The organism is Prevotella sp. P6B4, from assembly GCF_000619985.1.
Classification (GTDB): domain Bacteria; phylum Bacteroidota; class Bacteroidia; order Bacteroidales; family Bacteroidaceae; genus Prevotella.
In genome coordinates this window covers 76,420-97,969 of record NZ_JHVE01000013.1, presented here as the reverse complement: position 1 = coordinate 97,969, position 21,550 = coordinate 76,420, and the positions used below count along the sequence as shown (strand labels likewise).

The 21,550-nt window shown below is 47.6% G+C and carries 19 protein-coding genes and 1 tRNA gene; 10 read left to right on the top strand and 10 right to left on the bottom strand.

Translation table 11 applies throughout. From position 1 onward, the window contains the following. Positions 1 to 213 precede the first annotated feature (213 nt). Positions 214 to 1,422 (top strand): hypothetical protein, encoded by a 1,209-nt coding sequence (locus tag T491_RS0109920; RefSeq protein WP_028903757.1) that lies wholly within the window; start codon positions 214 to 216, stop codon positions 1,420 to 1,422. A gap of 24 nt (positions 1,423 to 1,446) precedes the next feature. Here the strand turns inward: T491_RS0109920 and T491_RS17915 are convergent, their stop codons facing one another. The 3 genes from T491_RS17915 to T491_RS0109905 all read right to left on the bottom strand — a co-directional run bounded on the left by T491_RS17915 (position 1,447) and on the right by T491_RS0109905 (position 2,773). Then, complete coding sequence (locus T491_RS17915; RefSeq protein WP_197018847.1) at positions 1,447 to 1,596, bottom strand: hypothetical protein; 150 nt, start codon at positions 1,594 to 1,596, stop codon at positions 1,447 to 1,449. A gap of 103 nt (positions 1,597 to 1,699) precedes the next feature. After that, positions 1,700 to 2,014, bottom strand: a complete 315-nt coding sequence (locus T491_RS17910; protein ID WP_028903756.1) for a hypothetical protein — start codon at positions 2,012 to 2,014, stop codon at positions 1,700 to 1,702. 12 nt (positions 2,015 to 2,026) lie between these two features. Further along, complete coding sequence (locus tag T491_RS0109905; protein WP_028903755.1) at positions 2,027 to 2,773, bottom strand: peptidylprolyl isomerase; 747 nt, start codon at positions 2,771 to 2,773, stop codon at positions 2,027 to 2,029. Positions 2,774 to 2,923: 150 nt separating this feature from the next. Here T491_RS0109905 and T491_RS0109900 point away from each other — a divergent pair, with 150 nt between their 5' ends. Then, a complete protein-coding gene (locus T491_RS0109900; RefSeq protein ID WP_033148095.1) occupies positions 2,924 to 6,142 on the top strand; it encodes a S41 family peptidase in 3,219 nt (1,072 codons plus the stop codon). Here the strand turns inward: T491_RS0109900 and cobT are convergent. From cobT to T491_RS0109885, 3 genes are read right to left on the bottom strand one after another with little or no spacing between them, the layout of a single operon-like run. Next, entirely contained in the window at positions 6,139 to 7,185 is a 1,047-nt protein-coding gene (gene cobT, locus T491_RS0109895; RefSeq protein ID WP_028903753.1) for a nicotinate-nucleotide--dimethylbenzimidazole phosphoribosyltransferase, read from the bottom strand. The two genes, T491_RS0109900 and cobT, sit on opposite strands and share 4 nt — an antisense overlap. A 2-nt stretch (positions 7,186 to 7,187) precedes the next feature. Next, complete coding sequence (cobU, locus tag T491_RS0109890) at positions 7,188 to 7,685, bottom strand: bifunctional adenosylcobinamide kinase/adenosylcobinamide-phosphate guanylyltransferase (protein ID WP_028903752.1); 498 nt, start codon at positions 7,683 to 7,685, stop codon at positions 7,188 to 7,190. Beyond that, entirely contained in the window at positions 7,682 to 8,461 is a 780-nt protein-coding gene (locus T491_RS0109885; protein ID WP_028903751.1) for an adenosylcobinamide-GDP ribazoletransferase, read from the bottom strand. The genes cobU and T491_RS0109885 overlap by 4 nt, the downstream gene beginning before the upstream one ends. Before the next feature lie 72 nt (positions 8,462 to 8,533). On the opposite strand from T491_RS0109885, the gene cbiB reads away from it, so the two are divergent. Continuing rightward, entirely contained in the window at positions 8,534 to 9,469 is a 936-nt protein-coding gene (cbiB, locus tag T491_RS0109880; protein ID WP_028903750.1) for an adenosylcobinamide-phosphate synthase CbiB, read from the top strand. Here cbiB and T491_RS0109875 read toward each other — a convergent pair. Next, on the bottom strand, positions 9,438 to 11,906 hold the full coding sequence (locus T491_RS0109875; RefSeq protein WP_028903749.1) for a glycoside hydrolase family 2 TIM barrel-domain containing protein: 2,469 nt from the start codon (positions 11,904 to 11,906) through the stop codon (positions 9,438 to 9,440). The genes cbiB and T491_RS0109875 overlap by 32 nt on opposite strands. A 127-nt stretch (positions 11,907 to 12,033) precedes the next feature. Between T491_RS0109875 and ilvD the strand changes: the two genes are divergently transcribed. From ilvD to T491_RS0109840, 7 genes are read left to right on the top strand one after another with little or no spacing between them, the layout of a single operon-like run. Beyond that, the gene (gene ilvD / locus T491_RS0109870; RefSeq protein ID WP_028903748.1) at positions 12,034 to 13,836 is read left to right on the top strand and encodes a dihydroxy-acid dehydratase; all 1,803 of its coding nucleotides are present in this window, start codon (positions 12,034 to 12,036) and stop codon (positions 13,834 to 13,836) included. 35 nt (positions 13,837 to 13,871) lie between these two features. Beyond that, complete coding sequence (gene ilvB, locus T491_RS0109865; RefSeq protein WP_369699757.1) at positions 13,872 to 15,578, top strand: biosynthetic-type acetolactate synthase large subunit; 1,707 nt, start codon at positions 13,872 to 13,874, stop codon at positions 15,576 to 15,578. 33 nt (positions 15,579 to 15,611) lie between these two features. Beyond that, a complete protein-coding gene (gene ilvN / locus T491_RS0109860) occupies positions 15,612 to 16,154 on the top strand; it encodes an acetolactate synthase small subunit (RefSeq protein ID WP_028903746.1) in 543 nt (180 codons plus the stop codon). After that, a complete protein-coding gene (locus T491_RS0109855; protein WP_028903745.1) occupies positions 16,147 to 16,887 on the top strand; it encodes an acyl-[acyl-carrier-protein] thioesterase in 741 nt (246 codons plus the stop codon). Before ilvN ends, T491_RS0109855 begins: the two co-directional genes overlap by 8 nt. Positions 16,888 to 16,889: 2 nt before the next feature. Continuing rightward, complete coding sequence (locus T491_RS0109850) at positions 16,890 to 17,294, top strand: PaaI family thioesterase (RefSeq protein ID WP_028903744.1); 405 nt, start codon at positions 16,890 to 16,892, stop codon at positions 17,292 to 17,294. Between the two features lie 3 nt (positions 17,295 to 17,297). After that, positions 17,298 to 17,897 carry a YqiA/YcfP family alpha/beta fold hydrolase gene (locus T491_RS0109845; RefSeq protein ID WP_028903743.1) on the top strand — a complete coding sequence of 200 codons (600 nt, stop codon included), beginning with the start codon at positions 17,298 to 17,300 and terminating at the stop codon, positions 17,895 to 17,897. Then, entirely contained in the window at positions 17,894 to 18,586 is a 693-nt protein-coding gene (locus T491_RS0109840) for a hypothetical protein (RefSeq protein ID WP_028903742.1), read from the top strand. Before T491_RS0109845 ends, T491_RS0109840 begins: the two co-directional genes overlap by 4 nt. Positions 18,587 to 18,641: 55 nt before the next feature. Here T491_RS0109840 and T491_RS0109835 read toward each other — a convergent pair. The 3 genes from T491_RS0109835 to T491_RS16230 form a co-directional block, all read right to left on the bottom strand. Continuing rightward, positions 18,642 to 18,715 (bottom strand) — tRNA-Arg (locus T491_RS0109835). 81 nt (positions 18,716 to 18,796) lie between these two features. After that, complete coding sequence (locus T491_RS0109830; protein WP_028903741.1) at positions 18,797 to 19,609, bottom strand: hypothetical protein; 813 nt, start codon at positions 19,607 to 19,609, stop codon at positions 18,797 to 18,799. Next, positions 19,533 to 21,542 carry a YgiQ family radical SAM protein gene (locus T491_RS16230; RefSeq protein WP_033147929.1) on the bottom strand — a complete coding sequence of 670 codons (2,010 nt, stop codon included), beginning with the start codon at positions 21,540 to 21,542 and terminating at the stop codon, positions 19,533 to 19,535. Before T491_RS16230 ends, T491_RS0109830 begins: the two co-directional genes overlap by 77 nt. Between the last annotated feature and the right edge of the window lie 8 nt (positions 21,543 to 21,550).

The window sequence follows — 21,550 nt, the reverse complement described above, 5'->3', positions numbered from 1 at the left end:
CTGCAAAGATAGGAATAATAATTTGTTTATTAACCAATTTATTACAAATAAATCATAAATCCCAAAGCATAATCAAATTGCTTTGGGATTTTCTTTGAATGACAATGTTCTATAAGTGATAAAATATGTCCGATAGGTTTCATCGATGATTTTATTTTCAAAACATTATTTATCTTTGCAGCCAAAAATTAAATAAGTAATCTTTTTATTATTATGATGAAACCATTTATCTATCTATCTCTTGTAGCCATACTGCTAACAGGAACAACCACCATGCAGGCTCAAACCAAAGTAAAAGCAAAAAGCCAGGCAAAAGCTAAGAGCCAAAAGACCACCGCGAAAACTACCCCAAAGGCCACTGCAAAGATACTCTACGTAGAGCCTGAAGACCGCAACTATGCCCAGAATCTGGGCGGACACATGTTCTGGGACTATACAGCCAGAGAACCGGATGGACTGCATGCAGAGTACGACATCAGCAAAGAGGAGAGAAAAGCGTTGGTAGATAAATACTCTTACAAGACTTACGAAGAGGCATTAGAGAATCTGCCCGTTTTGCCTGCCGCATCAGAGGTGGACACACGAGAGAAGATGGCTCGATACGCCGTTGAGCTTGGGGCACGTGGCGAGGCACTCGATAACTACGAGCCAGAACCAGAACTGAAAGCAGAAGCAGACAGAATTAGTAAGCTAAGAATGGAAATAGCCAAAAAGGCACGTAAAGGACTGCCCTTCGACACCATCCATATAGACAAGAAGAATGCTCAATATCTGAAGGTGCTGGAGAAACTGAAGACTATCTGCACACCGCTGTACAACAAGTATAATGACAATGTTTTATACAGTGATGCAGCTGATCACGACAGAGGATGCTGGTTACTGGAGAAACAGGGTGGTGCACCTCGTTTCTACTATAACATCTATTCGCCTGTGGTAAAGCAGATGATTAAGGAGTGGTTTGGCTCTGACGAGTGCAAGCGTGTGCAGCCCATAGAAGACGAGCTGCGTGCACGTGTAGCAGCAGAGAACCCAAAGAAGAAGACGCCCGACTGGTTTGTGGAAGGTCGTAAGCGCGAGGCCGAGATAGTAGCCCAATACAACCGTAAGATGATAGACCGCTGGAAACAGAAGTCGCCAACGACAGTCTTAGCGCAATGTAAAACGGCCATCACCAAACTGATAGCATGTAATAAAGAGTTGACTGCCATCCGTGGCAATGACCCCATCAGTTCAGAATACCTCTCAGCCCGCGTGTCAGTAAAAGGATGCATCAAAGATATGTTCAGTTACTATCTTTATCTGATGGATATTTCTGACATTCCTCTGGTGCGCACACCAAAGACTCAGGAAGGCGCCAAGAAGTTTAAACTGGAGGATTCGCCCTGGAAATTGTCATATCCTTATAATATAAGAAGAGAATAAGCATTGCAATGCTGAAAACTTATATCATTTTTTTGTGTTCATCATCTGCTCTATTTCATCGCGGTGCTCAAAAAGGGTGCAGCCGCCGGTGTGCTCCCAACCTAAGGCACGAGCAGCGCGGATTTTCTTGAACAATGGCGATTTAAGTGCCTGGCGCACACCAAGTTCCACCACATTGCTATCGCTGAATGGTGAGAACGGACAGGGCTCGGCCGAACCATCAGGACCGATATGGAAGAAGCCACGACCAGAGGCCAGACAACCACCTAAAGCCTTCTCATCGCCTGGGAACGACAGGAAGATGATATTCTGATATATCCTCGGCTATTCCGTTTGAACGGGCATAGCAGCCCTTGCAGTGCAGATTGCAGGTGGTTGAGATACTGCTGATCAAGAAGGGAGGCACATCCAGACCTTCGCTCTCTGCCATCTTCTTACGGCGTTTTTCCGATTTCTCAAACAGTCGCTGCATCTTGAAGGCAAACTTCGCTTCACGGGGATTGCTCAGCACATTCTTATAGGCTGTAGCCATAATGTTGCGAATGCTGCCATTCATGTATTCAGCCAAATCAATGGCACTCTGACTTTCCATATATTTTTTGTTTTATCTTCTTTTTTTAGGTGCTACTTTACGCTTGGGAGTAGCTTTTGGAGCAGGTGGGGCAGGGAGGTCCTTGGTAACGGTGGCCTTCAGGATGCGGATATCCTCCAAGGGGCGATCGTTCTTATCTACTGCCACGCCTTGAATAGCCTCAACCACATCCATGCCTTCAACAATCTCTCCAAAAACGGTGTATTGGCCATCCAAATGGGGTGTACCACCAACAGTCTTGTAGGCCTCAATCATCTCGGGCGTCAGCTTCACCTCGCCATTGGTGGCCGAATCGAGCTTCTCCTGAATCCTGGCCAATCGGCGATCGTCGTACACCTTGCCCCATACAATGTAGAATTGACTGGCACCTGAACGGCGCTCTGGATTCTTCTTGTCGCCCTCACGCGCAGCGGCTACAACACCACGACGATGAAATATTTTAGGCAGGCGGAACTCTGCCTCGGTGGTATAGTCGTAATCACCTGAACCTAACAACTGTCCAGGTTTGGCTTTCTTACTGAAGATATCGCCCGTCTGGATCATAAAATCCTTTATCACGCGATGGAACAGCAGTGAATCATACGAGCCCATTTTTGTGAGTTTCAGGAAGTTGTCGCGGTGCTGTGGTGTTTCGTCGTATAAAGCGATACGGATGTTACCCTTGGTGGTCTCGAAGAGCACTTCGGTGGTGGTGGTTTGTGCATTTAATTGCGAAGATGCCAGAAAAATGGCATAGACAAAAGTGAGTAATCGTTTCATATTGCATGTATTTGGGCTGTAAAAGTAACAAAAAGTAGCGAATAATGCGAAAATTTAGCGTATTTTTTTGCATTATTCGCATAAATTCTTAACTTTGCACCCGATTTTGATTTGATTACAAACACAACAGATAAACTTTAAAATAACGTGATGAAAACTAGTAAATTGTTTCTGACTGCCGGGCTCCTGATGGCGGGGCTGAGTGCTCATGCCGAAGAGGGACCACTATGGATGCGGTACACTGCCATCTCGCCTGATGGCAAGACCATCGCCTTTTCGTATAAAGGCGACATTTATACAGTAGCTGCTACAGGAGGACAAGCTCGACAGCTTACCACCAATGCAGCCTACGATGCTTATCCGGTATGGAGTCCTGACGGCAGCAAACTGGCGTTCGCTTCAAGTCGCGAAGGCAGCATGGATGTATATGTGATGGCAGCTCAAGGCAGCGAGCCTGTTCGCCTGACAACCAACAGCACCAACGAGACGCCTATGGTTTGGCGTGATAACGAACACGTGCTGTTCTCGGCTTCGTGGATGCCATCGGCACAGTCCATTCTCTTTCCAGGCAGTAATCAGGTGTACGAGGTGAGCATCAAAGGCGGTCGTCCACGCATGTTCTCAACACTACCCATGGAGGATATCAGCTTTGCCAAGGATGGTCGTATACTGTATCACGACTATAAGGGCTACGAGGATCCTTTCCGCAAGCACCATCAGAGTCCTATCTGTCGCGACATCTGGATGATGCAGGATGGACACTATACCCGTTTGACCAACTTTAAAGGCGAGGATCGTACACCACGTTGGGCTGACGACAACTCGTATTATTACACCAGCGAGGAAGACGGCACATTCAACGTATATCGCCGGAATATCGACGGTACAGGCAAAAAGCAGCTCTCGCACCACACAATGAATCCCGTACGCTTTCTCACAGTGAGCAACGAGGGAACGCTCTGCTACAGCCAAAACGGCGAGATTTACACACTGAGGGAAGGTGCTGAACCACAGAAGGTGAAGGTGAATATTACTGCCGACCGACAGGACAAGGACCTGATCCGCCAGTTGCGTTCAAGCGGTGTGACTGAAATCAGTCTATCGCCTGATGCCAAGGAGGTGGCCTTCATCCTACGTGGCGACATCTTTGTAACTTCGGTAGAATACAAGACCACCAAGCAGATAACAAACACCCCACAGCAGGAGCGCAGCGTGAGCTTTGCGCCAAATGGACGCAGCTTGGTGTACTGTGCTGAGCGTGGTGGCGTATGGCAGATATATCAAACCAAGCTGAAGAACAAGAACGAGAAACTCTTTACCTATGCTACCGCCTTGCAGGAAGAGCGACTGACCAACAGCAACGAGACATCGCTGCAACCTCAGTACAGTCCCGACGGAAAAGAGGTGGCTTACTTCAAGAACCGTTCTGAGCTGTGTGTGATTAACCTGAAGACCGGACTGGAGCGCACTGTGCTTGATGGTAAGTACAACTTCTCGTACCGTGATGGCGACCTCTGGTTTGAGTGGAGTCCCGACAGCAAGTGGCTGTTGGCCAGCTATATCGGTACTGGTGGATGGAACAGCAGCGACATCGCTCTGGTAAACGCCAGTGGTAATGGCGAAGTACACAACCTGACCGAGAGTGGCTACAACGAGAGTTCTGCCCGTTGGGTGCTTGGTGGTAAGGCCATGTTGTTTGAAAGTGATCGCGCTGGCTATCGTAGTCATGGCAGCTGGGGTGCTGAGTCAGACTATTATGTGATGTTCTTCGACGTTGATGCTTACGACCGCTTTACCATGAGTAAGGAGGACAAGGAGATACTGGAAGAGGCTGAGAAGGAGGCCAAGAAAGAAGAAAAGAAGGACGATAAGGACACCAAGAAGAAGGACAGCAAGAAGAAGCAGACCGCTGAGAAGCCCAAAGCCGAGAAACTGCTGGCATTCGACCTGGAGAACTGCCGCGATCGCATTGTGCGCGTAACGGATAATTCAGCTCGTATGGGTGATGCCGTACTGAAGGGCGACACCCTCTACTATCAGGCTGCATTCGAAGGGGGTATGGACTTGTGGGTACACTACTTGCGTGACGACAAGACTGAACTGCTGATGAAGCGTGTTGGTAGCGGCAGAATGTATGCCGACAAGAAATACAACAACTTGTTCCTGGCTTCGAGAGGCGGCATCAAAAAACTGGAACTGGGTAAGAAATCAACCAAGAATATTGATTTCGAGACCGTATTCAACTATCGTCCCTACGAGGAGCGTGAATATCTGTTCGACCACATCTGGCGCCAGGTAAAGGATAAGTTCTATGTAGAGAACCTGCATCAGGTGGATTGGGAAGGCTATCGTGACAACTACCGCCGATTCCTGCCTTATATTAATAATGAATACGACTTCAGGGATATGCTGAGCGAGATGTTGGGCGAGTTGAATGCATCGCACACTGGTTCAAGGTACTATCCTAATGGGGCTACACTCAGTACTGCTACATTGGGCGTATTTATCGACCAGAACTATCAGGGGGATGGATTGCGCATCGAAGAGGTTATCAAGCGCTCACCATTGGCACAGAAGAAGACTGGTGTGGTAGCAGGATGCGTGATTGAGGCTATCGATGGCGTGACTATCAAGGCTAACGACGACTACTTCCCCTTGTTGGATGGTAAGGCTGGTAAACCTGTACGACTGACCATTCTGAACCCTGCTACAGGAAAACGTAACGATGTGACTATCAAGGCCATCAGCCGCAGCGCACAGACCGAATTACTGTATAAGCGCTGGGTTGACCGTCAGCGCGAGATGACCGACAGCCTGTCGGATGGTAAGCTGGCTTACGTGCATGTAAAGGCGATGGACAGCCCAAGCTTCCGCACTGTTTACCGTGAGCTGCTGAGCGACAAGAACCGCAATCGTGTGGCTGCTGTAGTTGACGAGCGCCATAACGGTGGTGGCTGGCTGCACGATGATTTGTGCACGCTGCTGAGCGGCAAGAAGTATCAGGAGTTTGTGCCTCATGGCAAGTATGTAGGTTCCGACCCATACAACAAGTGGTTGAAGCCATCGTGCGTATTGATTTGCGAGGATGACTACAGTAACGGGCATGGTTTCCCATGGGTATATAAGGAGCTGAAGATTGGAAAGCTGATTGGTGCACCTGTAGCCGGTACCATGACTGCCGTATGGTGGGAGACCCTGCAGAACGGTATGATTTTCGGTATTCCTCAGGTGGGCTGCCGCGATATGCGTGGTGTGTTCGGCGAGAACACAACACTGTATCCTGATGTAGAGGTATATAACACACCAGAGGATTACATCAACGGTCGCGACCGTCAGCTGGAGCGCGCCGTGCAGGAGATGCTCCGTTAAAAATACTTGGTGATGTGGGCGTTGTCGAAGTTGTTCATCTCGTTCATCATACGAACAGCCGAATCAACAATCGGGAATGCACAGAGTGCGCCAGTGCCTTCGCCTAATCGTAAACCCAGATGTAGCAAGGCTTTTGCACCCATCGCATCGAGCATGCGTTTGTGTCCGCTCTCATCACCACAATGTGTAAAGATCATATAGTCCTGTGCGGCAGGATATAGCTGAACAGCAGCCAGTGCACAGGCCGTCATAATAAAGCCGTCGATGAGTATCACCAGATGCTTTTCGGCGGCTTTTAGCATGGCACCGACGGCTGCTACCATCTCGAATCCTCCGAAATAACGGATGTGTGTGATGGGTGATGATTGGCGGATGTTCTCTTGATAGTTTGTGACTGCCTTTGAGAGTATCTCATATTTATGACGGATGCCTGGGGTATCGAGACCTGCACCAGCACCGATACAATCAGCTAAGGGTATACCAGAAAACAGGTGCATCCAAATGCTGGAGGGCGAGGTGTTTGCAATACCCATCTCGCCGATACTCAGTACACGACAGCCCTCGGTGATGCAATCGTCTACCAGGTCGCAACCTATCTGGATGGCGAGATTGAACTCTACTTCGGTCATCGCCGACTCATAGAGAAAATTACGTGTACCACAAGCTATCTTGCGGTCGATAATACCATCGATACTCGTAAAATCATAATCTACGCCTACATCTACGATGCGGAGTTTAAATCCGTGCTGACGACACAACATATTTACGCCACCGCCGCCATGAGTGAAGTTTATCATCTGCTGCCAGGTGACACAGCGAGGCGATACACTAACGCCCTCGCGCTCAATGCCGTGATCGCCACCAAAGAGCAAATGACAAGGGTGGGCGAGTGATGGTTCTAACGTATGTTGGACCAAACAGATTTGCCGGGCTATTTCTTCCAATCTACCTAACGAGCCCTTGGGTTTGTTCAGATTGTCAATCTTTGCCTGTATCGCTGGGACGATGGTCTTGTCTGTGGGGTGTATATCGAATGTTTTCATGTCTATTTGATTTTGACGGGGATGCCCGAGACCATGAGGATCACTTCATCGGCCTTTTGGGCAATATACTGGTTCATCCATCCCTGCAGGTCGGTAAACTTACGTTGCAGGGCATTGGTAGATGTGCCGCCACTTCCAATCTCGTTGGTTACAAAGATATAAGTGGCATCGGGCACAGTGAATTTATCAAATTCGGCTTTGGCTTTATCAAGGGGATTGTTGCTGGCTTGTAGCCAATTTGTGAGCCAAAGGGTTATGCAATCAATCACTACCACACGACCTTCGAGGTTGTGCTTCGAGAGTTGGAGTTCTTCCTCGATATTGGTCCACTCAGGACCGCGACGCTCCTGATGCTTACGTACTCGTTCACGAAACTCATCGTCCCAAATGTGGGCTGTAGCCAAGTAAACGGGATTCGTACTCAGTTGCAGTGCTAATTCTTCGGCCTTGGTGCTCTTACCCGAGCGCTGACCGCCTGTTATCAGAATAATCCTTTTCATTGCGTACAAACTACCAAATAAACACTCAACTCAACCAGCAGGCAAACGGCTCCGCAACAGTCGCCGGTATAGCCGTGAATCTTTCGCCAGATAAGCAGATATAGGAAATACATCACGAGGGCAGGGATAAAGATTATCAGGTCCCAGCGTATGCCCGTGTACCAGATATAAGCGGCCATAGGTAGCAATCCTTGAACAGCTAACCCAACTCCTGCCGGCCAACTGATTTTGCGATAGACGGTTTTGTTCTTTGCATCTTCCTCGCGCCGTGCGTAGGGCATCATCGTGATGAGTTGCGATGTGACCATTTTTGAGTATGGGTCGGCAGCCAGGATGGTGAGTGCAGCCAACTGTGGTGTCATCGAAAGTAGCGAAGCAGCCAATAACAGTTCGTAACAAATCAGTCCTATCACGCCATAGGTGCCGATATGTGAATCTTTCATGATGGCGAGTATGCGCTCTCGACTGCTGCCGCCACCTCCGAAACCATCCAGAAAGTCAGCCAATCCATCCTCGTGCAGAGCACCCGTTACGAGCAGTCGAACCACTATCGCCAGCAGCACAGCCACCATATACGGCAGATACCAACTGCCGAAATACAGCGTGGCAGCCATTGCTCCACCGGTGATCCATCCTGCCAACGGCCAGTGTTCAACCACCGTAGCGTAACATTCCTTAGGTGGCTGGTGCAATCGCCAAAACGGCAATCGCGTAAAAAATATCAGCGCCGCCCAGATGCGGTCGTACCAATGCGTTCTATCTATATTTATCTGCATAATTTTCGATTTTGAGGGCAAAGATACTAATTATTTTTGTACTTTTGCAAACAGAAACAAATAAATTATAGCATCGTGTTCATAAACCCTGTATCACTGATTTTAGGTTGGCTGGCCGATTTGGTATTTGGCGACCCAGAGAAGTTGCCACATCCCATTGTATGGTTCGGACGGATAATTGCCTTTGGCGAGAAGCATCTTAACCATAGTGCCCACCGCAAACTAAAAGGTGCACTGTTGGCAGTAGGATTGATAGCAATGGTGTTTGGTGTCACTTGGGCTATACGCAAGCCGCTCGTCCAAGAATGGTCAATGATATTCGATGCTATTATTGTATTTTACTGTCTGGCAGGCACTACGCTGATACGTGAGGTGCGACAAGTATTTGTAGCGCTCGAGCGTTCGTTGGATGAGGGTAGGGCGCAGGTGGCACGAATTGTGGGGCGCGACACATCCGAACTCACAGCCCAAGAGGTACGAAAAGCTGCACTCGAAACACTGGCCGAGAACCTGAGTGATGGTGTGATTGCTCCGTTGTTCTGGCTTGCGCTACTGGGTACACCAGGTATGTTGGCCTATAAGATGGTGAACACACTCGACTCGATGATTGGCTATCGCACCGAACGCTATCTGCTGTTTGGCTGTTGGGCTGCCCATATCGATGATGTAGCTAACTATATCCCGGCTCGTTTAACAGCGGTGTTGATGGTTCTTGGCAGACCCAAGCACCTTAGTTTTGTGATGCGTAACGGGCGAAATCATGCATCACCTAATAGCGGCTACCCAGAGGCTGCATTGGCCAGTATACTGAATTGCCGTTTCGGCGGACCGCATAAGTATTTTGGCGAAGTATTCGACAAGCCTTATATTGGTGATAACGATAGAGAGTTGAACACGGCAGATATGAAAACAGCTGTCCGCGTGAATCGGACAGCTGAAATTCTAATGCTAATCATTGTTTTTGCAGAGAGTACAATCAGCCTACTTTTAGCTGTATCGACTTACTGATTCCCCGTTTCTTATCCATCACCTTCAAGGTAACTGTACCAGACTGTTTGGCAGCACGTACAACGACAACCAACTGACCGTTGAAGAGCTTCATTGTGGGCTGCTTAAACGATTCCAGACTGGTGGCATCACCATTGCAGACTGCCTCAAAAGTTCCCGCACCCGTAACCTGGAAAGTGAGTTGGTCGTCAGCCTGAGGAACTAATGTACCTCGACTATCAGTCAGTGATACGGTAACGAATGCCATATCCTCACCATCGGCATTGAGTTGGAAGCCCTCGTTGCTGGTTGCTTGATTGTGCTGAGTCCAGACATCAAGTTTCAGTACGGCAGGCTTATTTGCCGTACGGATAGTCTTCTCGCCAACACGTTTGCCATCAGCATCATAGACCACAACCTTCAATGAGCCTGGCTGATATCTGACATGATTCCAACGGAGACGGTAACGATCCAAGCGTGATGTTGGATCCTTCGTGATCTTACCTTGACTCTTGCCATTCACAAAGAGTTCTGCTGTAGGATAGTCAGTGTAGCAATACACGGGCGTTATTTGTCCGATACGTTCGCGCCCGAAGCTCCAATGGGGCAACAAATGGATGGTATGCTGTTTCTGGTTCCAGTGTGAACGGTACAGATAGTAGCGGTCCTTAGGCAGTCCTGCGAGGTCGCAGATACCGAAATAGCTACTACGAGCGGGCCAGTACTCATCGTAGGGTGAAGGCTCACCCAGATAGTCATATCCTGTCCAGACGAACTCACCAATCACCCAGGGATAATCGTCCTGCATGGCCCAATCGTCATCAGGCAGATTGCTCCATGGGCAATACTCCAGATCGTAGCTCGAGCATTGTCCATCGGCCTTCTCGATTGCTTTGGGATCGTAACCTGGTGCCCATGAGGCGTAACGTGCATTATCGTCGGGTTCTACGGGGAACTTGTAGATACCGCGACTGCTGACTGTCGAAGCTGTTTCGGAACCAAGTAAGAAACCTTGAGGCAATTGCTGGATGCTGTTCTTATATTTATGTACACGATAATTGAAACCGGGTATATCCATCAGCTTGGCCACGCCACTTTCTATTGATTTCTCAGCATGATCGAGTCCCTGTGTTACAGGACGTGTAGGGTCGAGGCTATGGCAGATATCCTGTAAATACTCCGAAATCTCCGCACCATCCTCGCTTCCTTGTTCTGGAATCTCGTTTCCGATGCTCCACATCACGATGCTGGGGTGATTACGGTTGGCAAGTACCAAATTCTCTACATCACGATAGCACCATTCCTCGAAGAAACGTGCGTAGCCGTTCTTACACTTGGGATAGATCCACATATCAAAACTCTCTGCCATCACCATCATGCCTAACGAATCGCAAATGTCCATCTGCATCTGTGAGGGCATATTGTGCGATGTACGGATGGCGTCGCATCCCATCTCCTTCATCGTCTTGATCTGTCGGATGAGCGCCGCCTTGTTTACTGCTGCTCCAAGCGGCCCAAGATCGTGATGCAGACACACACCCTTGATTTTGCGCGTCTGACCATTCAACTGAAAACCACCATCCTTCGATACCTTGACGGTACGAATGCCGAACTTCTGGGTGGTAGCATCTAATACCTGACCATTTTCAAGATATTTAATGCGCGCAGTGTATAAATAAGGTGTCTCAGGTGTCCATAGCTTTGCATTTTCCACAGTGATGCTCATATCTGCAGTTCCCATGCTGCCCACCTTGTTACTGATGCCTTTGGCAACCATATTTCCTTCGCGGTCATAAATCTCCACCTCGAATAAGAAATCTGTATCTGCGGGACTTCCTGTACCTACGGTGATATCGAGTTTGGCGTCGCCAAAACGCAGGCTACGTGTACGGATAAAAGTCTTCCATGGGTCAATCCAATCTTCACCCGTGAGTACAAGTTTCACGGGGCGGTAGATGCCTGCTCCAGGATACCAGCGACTACTCTCTTCGAGGTTCTGCAAATCAACCTCAAGTAAGTTATCGCCCGCTTTCATATAGGGGGTAATGTCAACGCGGAAGGTGTTATAGCCATAAGCCCAGAATGCAGCCTCCTTACCGTTGATATAAACATGCGGTTCTGCCATCGCACCATCGAAAACCAGTTCAGCATGTGGACAATCCTTGGGGATGGTGAAAGTGCGTTTATAATATCCTTTTCCTATCCAAGGCAATGCACCTGATCGACCGCTTTTCTCTGTAGCTTCGGTCTCACCGTTCTGTACAATAGCTACTGTTTGCAGATCCCATTTCTTATCGAACGGACCAGCAATAGCCCAATCGTGAGGTACGCTTACATCCTGCCACGACAATTTGTCGTGCGAGAATTGCCAATTGTCTGTCAGTGTCAACTCTTGTCGCTGCTGAGCACCTACAGCTAAAGGAACAGCTAAAAGCCATGATAATAGTTGTTGTTTCATTTCAATTTGTTATTAGTAATCATTATTTTGCTGCAAATTTACTAATAATTTTCCGAAATAGTTGGCTATTTGATAGTTTATTTGTACTTTTGCGGCTAAATTTTGGGATTTAAACAAATATTGAAATATGAAACACCAGTTGAGAAGTGCTGTATGCACCGAAGGCAGAAGAATGGCTGGCGCCCGCGCCTTGTGGGTAGCCACGGGTATGAAACACGAGCAGTTTGGTAAACCCATTATTGCCGTCGTCAACTCGTTTACCCAATTTGTACCCGGTCATACACATCTCCACGAGATAGGTCAGATTGTACGTGAGGAAATAGAGAAAATGGGCTGTTATGCTGCTGAATTCAATACTATCGCCATCGATGATGGTATTGCAATGGGACATGATGGTATGTTATACAGTCTGCCTTCGCGTGACATCATTGCCGACTCTGTGGAGTACATGGTAAATGCCCATAAAGCAGATGCTATGATTTGCATTTCGAACTGTGATAAGGTAACCCCAGGTATGCTGATGGCATCGATGCGACTGAATATCCCTACGGTGTTTTGTAGTGGCGGTCCTATGGAGGCTGGCAAATGGAGAGGCGAGAATGCCGACCTGATTACGGCCATGATTAAAGGTGCCGACCCAACGGTATCCGACGACGAGATGAAGGAGATAGAACAGTGTGCATGTCCTGGTTGCGGTAGCTGCTCAGGTATGTTTACTGCCAACTCGATGAACTCACTCACCGAAGCTATCGGTCTCTCACTGCCTGGCAATGGTACCATCTTGGCTACCCATACCAACCGTATCGAGCTGTTCAAGGCTGCTGCCCGTCAGGTTGTAAAGAATGCATTCGCATACTACGAGGATGGCGACGAAAGCGTATTGCCACGTAACATTGCTACCCGCAAGGCCTTTATGAATGCAATGGCGCTGGATATTGCCATGGGTGGTAGTACCAATACGGTACTGCACTTGCTGGCTGTAGCCCAGGAGGCTGGTGCCGACTTTACGATGAAGGATATTGATGCACTGAGCCGTAAGGTTCCTTGCTTGTGTAAACTGGCTCCTAACACCCAGAAGTACTCGGTACAGGAGTGCGGACGTGCTGGTGGTATCCTTGGTATTTTGAACGAACTGAATAAAGGTGGGTTGATTGATGGCAGCGCCCCACGTGTTGATGGACTAACACTCAACGAGGCCATGCAAAAATATAGTATCGTGGATGGTGCTGTAGATGCTGAGGCTAATCGCATCTATCAAACGGCTCCAGGCAATCGTTTCTCAACCAAAATGGGATCGCAAAGCGAAGAGTGGGGCACACTTGATACCGACCGCGAGAACGGTTGTATTCGTGACTTAGCCCATGCTTACACCAAGGATGGTGGACTGGCAGTGCTGTTTGGTAACATTGCCCAGGACGGTTGCGTAGTAAAAACCGCTGGTGTAGATGAGAGTCTGTGGCACTTTGAAGGCCCTGCTGTTGTATTTGATTCACAAGAAGACGCATGCGAGGGAATTCTTGGTGGAAAGGTAAAGAGTGGCGACTGCGTGGTGATTACCCACGAGGGACCAAAGGGCGGTCCTGGCATGCAGGAAATGTTGTATCCTACCAGCTATATTAAGAGCATGCATCTGGGTAAGGAGTGCGCACTGATTACTGATGGCCGTTTCTCGGGTGGTACATCAGGTTTGAGCATCGGACACATCTCGCCAGAGGCTGCTAATGGAGGTAACATCGGCAAGGTAAAGGATGGCGATATTATCGTGATTGATATCCCCAGTCGTTCTATCTGCGTAAAACTGAGCGACGACGAGCTGGCAGCACGTCCACAGCAGCCACTAAAGCGTAAACGCGTGGTTAGTAAGGCGTTACGTGCGTACGCACAGAGCGTATCAAGTGCCGATAAAGGTGGTGTTAGAATAATCGACTAAAAGGTCAATGTTCAATGATCAATGTTCAATGAATTATGAGAGATAGAATTACAGGAGCAAAAGCGCTGATGAGAGCACTGAAGGCCGAGGGTGTGAAGACCATCTTTGGTTATCCCGGTGGATCGATCATGCCAACATACGATGCGCTCTTTGATTATACACGAGGCGAAAAGAAATGTTTCGACCACATATTGGTGCGCCACGAACAGGGCGCTACCCATGCTGCTGAGGGGTATGCCCGCGTTAGTGGCGAAGTAGGTGTAGTTTTGGTGACCAGTGGTCCTGGCGTAACCAATACATTGACAGGTATTGCTGATGCCATGATGGATTCGACACCTATTGTGGTGATTGCCGGACAGGTGCCAACAGGCGCTCTGGGTACTGACTTCTTCCAGGAGGTAGATTTGGTTGGCGTATCGCAGCCTATCTCAAAGTGGAGCTACCAGATTCGTCATGCCGAAGATGTTGCCTGGGCTGTAAGTCGTGCTTTCTATATTGCCCGTACGGGTCGTCCTGGTCCTGTGGTACTCGATTTTACCAAGAACGCACAGGTAGAGGAGATCGACTGGGAGCCTATGAAATGCGACTTCATCCGTTCGTATGTGCCTTATCCAAAGTTGGATAACGAGGCTGTACGTAAGGCTGCCGAACTGATTAATAATGCCAAGAAGCCATTAGCTTTGGTTGGTCAGGGTGTGGAATTGGGTAATGCTCAGAAAGAGCTGCAGGCATTCCTCGAAAAGGCAGATATCCCTGCTGGTCGAACCATGTTAGGTCTTTCGGCACTGCCTTCAAACCATCCACTTAATGTAGGTATGCTGGGTATGCACGGCAACTATGCCGTGAACCTGAAGGAGCAGGAGTGCGATGTGCTGATTGCTATCGGTATGCGTTTCAGCGATCGTGTAACTGGTAATCTGAAAACCTACGCCAAGCAGGCCAAGATTATTCACTTGGATATCGATCGTAGCGAGATAGACAAGAACGTAAAGACCGACGTGGCAGTAGTAGCTGATTGTAAGGAATCATTACCTGCTATCACCACACTGATTAATGCGAATAACCATCAGAAATGGCGCGATTCATTCAAAGAGCTTGATGCCAAAGAACGCGAAAAGGTCATCGAACCAGCCATCCACCCAACCGAAGGCCCGCTAAAGATGGGCGAAGTAGTAAACGTGGTAGCTGAGATGTCGCCAGACGACACTATTCTGGTTACGGATGTTGGTCAGAACCAGCTGTTTGCAACCCGCTACTTCAAGTATCACCACAAGCGCAGTTTGTGTACAAGCGGTGGTTTAGGTACCATGGGCTACGGTTTGCCAGCAGCCATCGGTGCCACCTTTGCCAACCCAAACCGTACGGTATGCTGCTTTATGGGCGATGGCGGATTCCAGATGAATATTCAGGAGTTGGGCACTATTATGGAACAGCAAAAACCTGTAAAGATGATTGTCATGAACAATCACTACCTGGGTAACGTGCGCCAGTGGCAGGATATGTTCTGGATGCGTCGTAAATCGTTCACCAAGATGATGAACCCGAACTACGAGCTCATTGCCAAAGGTTATGGTATTAACTATGCGGCTGCAGTTGATCGTAAGGATCTGCCCGGACTTGTAAAGAAGATGCTTACTACCGATGGACCATTCCTGTTGGAATGCGCCATTATGGAGGAAGATAATGTTCTACCAATGACACCTCCAGGTATGGACGTTGACAAAATGCAGCTTGAGATATAGTTAAGAGTGAATAGTGATTAGTGAATAGTGAAAATGGAAAATAGGAAGAAATTATATACATTGCTGGTTTACTCGGAGAACGTTGCAGGTATCCTTAATCAGATTACCGCTGTGTTCACCCGTCGCCAGGTAAATATCGAGAGCTTGAATGTATCGGCATCAAGTATTCCTGGCGTACACAAGTACACCATCACTGCTTGGAGCGACGAAGATCAGATAGTAAAGATTACCCGTCAGATTGAGAAGAAAATAGATGTGGTAAAAGCAAACTTCTTTACTGACGAACAGTTGTTTATCCGTGAGTCGGGACTTTACAAACTATCAACGCCAATGGTACTCGAAAATCCTGAGATATCGCGTACTATCCGCAGGTTCCAGGCCAGCATGATTGAGGTAAATCCTACCTATACCATTGTACAGATGCATGGTGTAACCGAGGATATTATTTCGTTGTTTCGTGCCCTCGATACGTTTGGTTGCGTGCTGCAGTACACCCGTAGCGGACGTATTGCTGTAACCCGTGGTATGCAAGAGCAGGTTAGTGAATTTTTAGAGTCGAGACAGGAGAATGGATAAAGTAGGAAAATATGAATTTCTAGCAGAGCCCTTTCATTGCGACTTTTCGCATCGATTATTTATGGGCCATATGGGCAACCACATGCTGAATGCTGCCGATTATCACTCATCAGCACGTGGTTTTGGCATGAAATATCTCATGACCATCAAGCGTTCGTGGGTACTCTCACGACTGGCCATCGAGATGGACGAGATGCCACAGATGTACACGAAGTTTAATGTAGAGACATGGGTTGAGAGCGCGATGCGCTTCTTTACCAGTCGTAATTTCCGTGTAGTAGGCGAGGATGGCAAGGTGTATGGCTATGGACGTAGTATCTGGGCCATGATTGATACCGAAACACGTCAGCCAACCGATATCTTCGCGATTGATAACGGTGCCATCAACAACTGGATTGTTGCCGACAAGGAATGTCCCATTGATAAAGGCGGACGTGTAAAAATGGACGATAGCGCCCAGTTGGTTAGTACAGTAGAAACCAAATATAACGACGTAGATATCAATGGTCACATCAACTCGGTTAAGTACATCGAACATGTACTCGACTTGTGGAATCTTGACTGGTATCGTGAGCATCAGATTAAACGTTTCGAAATAGCTTACGTAGCCGAGGCCCATCAGGGCGATACGCTCTCGTTCTATCGTATACAGACAGGCGAGAACGAATATTGTATCCGTATTTGCAAAGATGGCGATGTAGAGTGTTGTCGAAGCAAAGTAGTGTTCAAATAAAAATGGACATCAAAAAAATACTGAATGAAACCGACCATTTTGCAGCTAATGCTGGCTGTAAGATTGTTGAAGTAGACAAGCATCACGCCGTAGTAGAGATGATTGTCACATCCGGACATCTTAATGGTGGTCATGTGTGCCAAGGAGGCGCTCTTTTTACCTTAGCCGACCTCGCTATCGCTGCGTTGTTGAACCAAAATGGAGAGCTTACCTTCGGCATTTCAAACAACATTATGTTTGTAACAAGTGCCAAAGAAGGTGACCATCTTTGCGCGGAAGCCATCTTCGTGGGTGAGCATCACAAGATCCCTTCTGTTGAAGTACGCGTCACAAATCAAGATAATACACTGATTTGTCACGTTACAGGTATGGGTTACCGTAAGTCAATGCCGCTTCCTAAAGAATAAGCAATGCATAAAATACTCTTCCTTCACGGCTTTTATGCCAGTGGCCAATGTGTACCCGCAAAAGCGTTAAAAGAAGCCTTTGATGGTAAAGCAGTTGTCTTGACACCTGATTTGCCCCTGCATCCAAAAGAAGCTTTGGCTTTTATTCGCGATCTTTGCAATCGTGAACAGCCAGACGTTATCGTTGGCAACAGTTGTGGCTCCTTCTATGCCCAGATGATTGCGCCAATCATAGGTATTCCCGCATTGCTTGGCAATCCTCATTTCAAGATGACTGACTTCCTGCAATCCAGAATCGGAGCCCAGAGGTATAAATCGCCACGTGCAGACGGCCATCAGGATTTCATTATTGATGAAACACTTATCAATGAATTTGCGGAGTTGGAAGCTCATCAGTTTAGCTGCTGCAATTCATTTAATCAAGAGCGTATCTGGGGACTGTTCGGCGAGCAGGACACTTTAGCCCATTTTGAGCCGCTATTCCTCGAGCACTATAAGTACTCGTTTCATTTCCCAGGTGCCCATACGCCTACTGAACAGGAAACCAGAATATGGTATGTACCACTGATTGAGGAACTCATAACTAACTTGGATTATAGATGAAAAAAATAAAAGTAATTGAAGGTGCTTATAATATAGCTAATTTCAAACAGTCAAGGTTGATCGTTTTTATGCTCGCCATCATGATGTCTATTGTTTCATTTGCACAAAAGGAGAAAATAATAAAGAACTCCTGGCATGCAAAGGTTTGGTTGAAAGATGGAACTACCGATAGTGGATATATCAGGAATGGGCATAATACCGTATGTGTTTATGATGAAACAGTTGTGTTAAATAATCTGGATGGTTTATTCAGTAAAAACAGAAGTCATGCCACTAAAGACATAGATAGTATGTATATATGGTTTGATACTGAACCTGATGAGGTATTGGTTAGCCACGCTGTTCCAGTCTATTATTACTATGGCAACGAAACTCCTATGGAATACGGTTATCCCAGTATGTGCTATGTGCTTTATCAAAGCAAAAATGTCACTATCTATGATGCATGGGACTTATTTTCAGGTGATTTCTACTTATATAAGACACCCGATATGCAGTATGCTAAAGCATTATTTAGAAAAGGGAAAAAACTAACAGAAAAACGCAGAGCGACACTATGTGATGAGTTCGAGAGCTATTCTATCATCAAGAATTATGTCAGATCCATCCATAAGGACAAACTAAAAGATGATCCTTTTTCATTTTTCTTAGTCATAGACAAAGCTCTGGGATCAGGAAAGATAGATTGATAATATAGAAACAAAGAAAGCAGACCACTTGGCCTGCTTTTCTTGTGCTTTATCGTGATTCCGTTGGGGCTCGAACCCAAGACCTACTGCTTAGAAGGCAGTTGCTCTATCCAGCTGAGCTACGGAACCAGCCTTTTGAAACCTCCTTGTGGAGAAATCGGCTGCAAAGGTAGGTATTTTTTTCGAACTTACCAAATTTTTACTTGATTTTTATACTTGAAATCGGATATATGAGCGATCGTCGAAAGAGTTATAGCCTTGTACGAACGCTTTTGTTGCCTTAAAGTCGCCGATATTCAACGGGTCGTTCTCACGTTGCTGAGCAAGTAGTACCTCCGATTCTTCAAGCGTGGCAGCGAGTTTGGGATAGCCATCGCTGGCCAATACAATCTCCCATGGACGGAAGTCGAGCGAAATCACGCGAACCTTATTTTGAGGGATTGGAAAACCATCAATAACGGCATAAGTCACATTCTGGTTCTTCATCACTTCAAGCATGGTGGGAATCATTACCTCTCGAGCCGGATCGTGCTGCTGCAACAAATCGTTTTGAGGTACGCCTTCAGCTAACAGCTCACGTACTTTCCGAGCACGCATCTCTGCTAAAGGCTGCTCGTAGGGTTTAGGATTATCAAAGTATTCGCCTCCAATCAGACATTGGCAGTCGCCAACCATCCAGACTTCACGACGTAACCTGCTGAAGATGACTGCCGAAGCACAGAGTCGTTCTTCCGGATGCTCCTGCATTCGCTTTACAGGGAAACGCCACATATAATGTCGTCTCAATGACTGGGTGGCTCCTGCACAGAACTGCTGGCACGACGTATTAGCTGACATCTTCCGGATATAACGACTAATGAGTTGCATGGCATATCGTCCGTTGCTCATCAAAGGGCAATGGCGACGCAGAGTCTTCGATGTACTTCCGTCGATAACGGCGATAAAGTTATCGGTGACGACGATCCCGTCCTCGCTTTTCTTCGCGGGGTTTTTCGCTATGCTGCTTTGTTCGATGATTTTCATTCTTGAAGTTCGGATTATATGATTTAGGCTTCTGTCCATTGCCTGTTCGGTAATCGCCTGATGGACGTTGTCCATTTGACACTGGACGATAGCCTCCCTGTGGTAGCATGCCGTTATACAACTTTGCAATGAGATCAGGACGACCAATACGACGCAAGGATTGTTCGATGCCGCGACGCTCCTCGGGCTTGTACCAGAAAAAGTACTGGCGCTGGGCCAACTTTTCTTTTGGCGTTTTGGCACTGAACACAGGCTCGAGCGTATAGGGGTCGTAACCTGTGTACCAAGTCTCGGTTGCATTAGTAAGCGGGGTAGGAGTAAAGTCCTGTACTTGTTCCAGATGGAAATCGAGATTCTTGGTAATCACGGCTAACTCTGCCATATCTTCCTCCTGACATCCAGGGTGACTGGATATGAAGTAGGGGATAATTTGTTGACGCAGACCTTCCTCACGATTGATACGATCGAAGATACGTTTGAACTCGTAGAACTGCGAGAACGACGGTTTGCGCATCAAGTACAATACACGGTCGCTGGTATGCTCAGGTGCTACTTTCAGACGCCCACTAACATGCCGCGTGATAAGTTCACGTGTGTACTGTATAGCAGCCTGATTGCAGGCTTCATCCTTGCTGCGATGTAACAACAGGTCGTAGCGCACGCCACTACCGATATAACTCCGCTTGATGCCCGGCAGGGCATCTACTGCATGATAGACGTCAAGCAGTTTCGAGTGATCGGTATTCAGGTTCGGACAGATTTGCGGATGGATACAACTTGGACGACGACACTTCTCGCAGGCGTTCTTATTCTTGCCGCTCATACCGTACATATTGGCCGACGGTCCACCCAAATCCGACAGATTGCCTTTGAAGTCAGGCATCTCTATTACTTGCTTCACTTCGCGAAGGATACTCTCCTTAGAACGACATGTGATAAACTTACCCTGATGAGCAGAGATTGTACAGAAGGCGCAACCACCGAAACAACCTCGATGGATGTTCACAGAGAACTTGATCATATCGTAGGCTGGAATACGCTTTCCCTTGTACTTAGGATGTGGCTGGCGAGTATAAGGCAGATCAAAAGAGGCATCGAGTTCCTCGGTGGTCATCGGAGGAAATGGTGGATTAACCACTACATATCTACCGTCGACCCCCTGAATAAGTCGTTGTGCATGCATCATGTTCGACTGCTCTTCAATATGACGGAAGTTCTCTGCTTCAGCTCGCTTATTACGCAGGCATTCCTCGTGACTATGCAGCACGATATCTTGATCCGTAATACCACCAGGTATCTGTTCCTTGTTAGCTAGATATACCGTCTGTGGCAAATCGCGTATATCACTGATTTTCTCACCGTTAGCCAATCGTTTCGCCAACTGGATAGTGGTCTTTTCACCCATGCCATAGGTAATCATATCAGCGGGCGAATAGCATAGCAGACACTTTTTGAGCTCATCGCTCCAATAATCGTAATGAGTCACGCGGCGCAATGAGGCCTCAATGCCACCCAGAATTACCGGCACATCAGGATATAGTTCCTTCAGTATCTTGGTGTAGACTATGGTGGGATATTCTGGGCGCATGTCATGACGACCATCGGGACTATAGGCATCTTCAGAACGAAGACGACGCGCTGCGGTATATTTATTCACCATCGAGTCCATACATCCTGGTGCAATGCCGAAGAACAGGCGCGGGCGCCCCAATTTCTTGAAATCGCGGTAGTCGCCATGCCAATCAGGTTGTGGAACAATGGCCACACGGAATCCTGCAGCCTCCAACGTACGACCAATAACCGCTGCACCAAACGACGGATGGTCAATATATGCATCACCCGAGAATAGGATTATGTCTACATAATCCCATCCTCGGAGCTCTAACTCCTTCTTTGTAGTAGGTAGAAAATCTGTTAATCTGTACTCTCTCAAACTAATTT